The sequence below is a fragment of the Streptomyces sp. NPDC054841 genome (assembly GCF_053611045.1).
Window position 1 is genome coordinate 1 of the sequence record NZ_JBSGZO010000913.1, and the last position, 1,294, is coordinate 1,294.

A 1,294-nucleotide genomic window follows, 5' to 3' on the forward strand; every position below is an offset into this window, starting at 1 on the left:
AGCTTGATCATTAACCTCGCTGCTGTTTCAGGCGGACGTGTTCGGTGAGGGTTTCGATTCGTTTCACGGTCTTCCCAGGCTCGTGACGTGGGGCTGACCTGCGGTTCTTCGAGCCGGGTGGGCGTCCGGGGCCGGGCTTGGAGGGTCTGGGCACGTCGGCGGGACGGGCTGTCTTCACGCGGAGGTGGCGAAACCCCCGGCGGACCCGGGCAGGGGTGAGCCGACGAGGCTGCGCCGGCCGTTCCCAGGGCCGACGAAGATCCTCGGCGAGGGGCCGGGCAAGGCGGAGTTGGGTGTGCGCGGCGATGATCAGCCACGTCCACAGGTCGGCCGTGTGCGGATCGCGGACCTTGGGGACGGTCCAGCCCAGGGTCTGCTTGAACAGCCGGAAGGTATGTTCAAGATCGAATCTGCGGAGGAACGCCTGCCAGCGCAGGTCGACGTCTGCGCCGGTCATCCCGGTGCGCGAGGACCACAGCCACACCGGTTTCGGGTCGCGGTCGCCGGGCAGGTGGTCGACCTTCAGCCGGATCAACGTGCCGTGGATCAAAGGGAGTTCGCCGCAGTGATCGAGCCAGGGGCCGCGGGCCTGCAATCGGGGGTGCATCCGGTCCCAGGCGAGGGCTGCGGCCGTGCCGTAGCGGGTGGTGTCGCACGTCGTGGCCTGGTCAGGGGTGTGCCAGGACTCCGGCTTGGAGAAGGTGAGGACGCCGCCGTGCTTGCGGGGCTGTCCGCCGCGCGGGGTGGAGCGGCGTGGTCCGGCGTCCCGGAGCATGACCCGGTCCGAACGCAGCCGGCCGACCAGCTCGACGGGCAGGTCGGCCAGGACGTAGGCGAGGCGGGTGACGTCGTAGCCGGTGTCCATGACGACGAGGATGTCCGCGTCGCCCGGCCGCCACTGCCCGGCGTGCACCAGCCGGGTGACCACCTCGCGCAGCTGGACGGCGGTCACCGCGGTGGCGTCGTCGGTCGGCCCCAGCCGGATCGCGTCCAGCACGGCCGTCCAGGACGTGCGCCCCGTCTCCAGCGCGGCGACGAAGGAGTAGGGCCAGCCGGGGATGAACTGATCCGCGCTGCGTCCTCGTCCGTAGACGTGGCAGAACAGCAAGTCCGGGCTGGTGGGGGCGTCGGGCCGCAGCCAGTTGCTCACGTCGACGGCAAGCACGATCCGCCCGTCGGCGGCTCGCGGCAGCGGCGTGGAGGCCAGTAGCCTGCGCAGGCGGCGCGGTTCCAGCCAGCCGTGGTTGACCGCGTCGTACATCGCTCCGTGCCCGCGCCGGTGTTCGGCCGTGAG

At 71.0% G+C, this 1,294-nt stretch carries 1 protein-coding gene; it reads right to left on the reverse strand.

Translation table 11 applies throughout. The features are described 5' to 3' along the window. Positions 1-10: 10 nt before the first annotated feature. A partial coding sequence (locus ACWGI8_RS44395) for an NF041680 family putative transposase (protein WP_453669322.1) occupies positions 11-1,294 on the reverse strand: 1,284 nt, incomplete at its 5' end.